Source organism: Deltaproteobacteria bacterium, assembly GCA_009929795.1.
Classification (GTDB): Bacteria; Desulfobacterota; Desulfovibrionia; order Desulfovibrionales; family Desulfomicrobiaceae; genus RZZR01.
Window position 1 is genome coordinate 1 of record RZZR01000344.1, and the last position, 1,522, is coordinate 1,522.

Below are 1,522 nucleotides of genomic sequence, written 5' to 3' on the forward strand. Positions count from 1 at the left end.
CCGACCTCGAGCCCTCTGCCGATCCGGCCCCTGATCCGCTTCCTGGGTCCTGAGACCCTGGAAACCTTCGCTCGCCACGCCCCGTTCCTTTCGGTGCTCAAGGTCATTCTGGGAGGGCCTGGGGACGCCATCCACCCGCCCCTGGAAACGACTCCGGAAAAAACCCGCGAAGCCAGCATGACGTCCTCACTCTTCGGAATCCAAGACCTTCTCCACCGACCCTGGTCCTCCCTGTCCACCGGCCAAGCCTGGAAGGTCCTCCTGGCCAGAACTTGGCTGGCCAGACCTAGGGTGTTGGTCTGGGACGAGTTCGCCTCCTCCCTGGACCCGGAAACCAGATCGAACCTGGCCGAAACGCTGGACCGCATGGCCGAAGCAATGACGCTGCGTCTGGTTCTGTCCACCCACCGGCCGGACGAACTCCCGACCTGCGTGAACAGGATTCTGGAACTGCCCGAAGGCGTAATCCGATCCAGGCCCGCTCAGTCGCTTTCGGTCAAGTCCGCCCCCATCCGGAGGCCTGGTCCATCCGTCCCCGATTGCCCTTGCCTGATCCGGATGGAACATTGCCGGGTCCGTCGAGCGGGACGAATCATTCTGGATGTCGAAAACTGGGAAATCCGGCAAGGACAGCATTGGGCCATCCTCGGCCCCAACGGCGCGGGCAAGAGCACCCTGCTGGCCCTCGCGGCCGGCCGGGTCCGCCCCCTGGCCCCGGGCCGGGTGGTCTGGTTCGGGGATCCCGATCTGCGCGACGTCCAGTCCGTCCGGGCCAGGATGGGCGAATTCTCTCCGTCCCTCCAGACCTTGATCCCGCCCTCGGCTCAAGTTCCGGATGTGATCGCCTCGGGCCTTTCGGGCGGTTTCCCACCGATCCGGGCCAACGATCAGGGATGCGAACGGGCCAAGGATTTGGCCCGTGAACACGGTCTGGACGACCTCCTGACCCGGCCTTTCGCCCAGTTGTCCTTTGGCCAGCAGCGCCTGGTCGGCCTGGTCCGGGCTCTGGCCAATGAACCCGATCTCGTCCTTCTGGACGAACCCTTTTCCGGACTGGACGAAACCTGGCGGCAACGGATCGGCCACATTCTGGCCCAGGCCACAAGTCGGCCCCGGACACTGGTCGTGGTCACCCACCACCCCGAGTCCTTGCCCACCTTGACCTGGAACGTGCTTCGGCTGGACAATGGAAGGCCGGATTGACGCAGACTTCCTTTCCCCTTGAGTTTGGTCGGCTCGACTGGCAAACTTTTTCTATCGACCTTTCCAAGGGTACCATTCATCCCGCCACCATCTTGTTCGGTTTTCCGAATAAAAAAGGCCCGGCTCCATGCGGAACCGGGCCTTGCCTGGTGCGTACGAAAGGACAGAAGACCTACAGACCCTTTTTCTCAAACAGGGCAAACAGGGCCAGACAGGCCAGAATGAACAAGGAAATGACCATCCACGGTGAAACGCCCAGGATGCCCGGAAGGGTGACCTTGCCCAGAACGCCCCAGGTCAGGACCGTGGTCTTCATGAC

1 protein-coding gene is annotated in these 1,522 nt (G+C 62.8%); it reads left to right on the forward strand.

What is annotated here, in order from left to right; all coding sequences use genetic code 11:
* Window positions 1-1,203, forward strand: a 1,203-nt coding sequence (locus EOM25_14860) for an ATP-binding cassette domain-containing protein (protein NCC26458.1), incomplete at its 5' end; no start/stop codon positions are given.
* Between the last annotated feature and the right edge of the window lie 319 nt (window positions 1,204-1,522).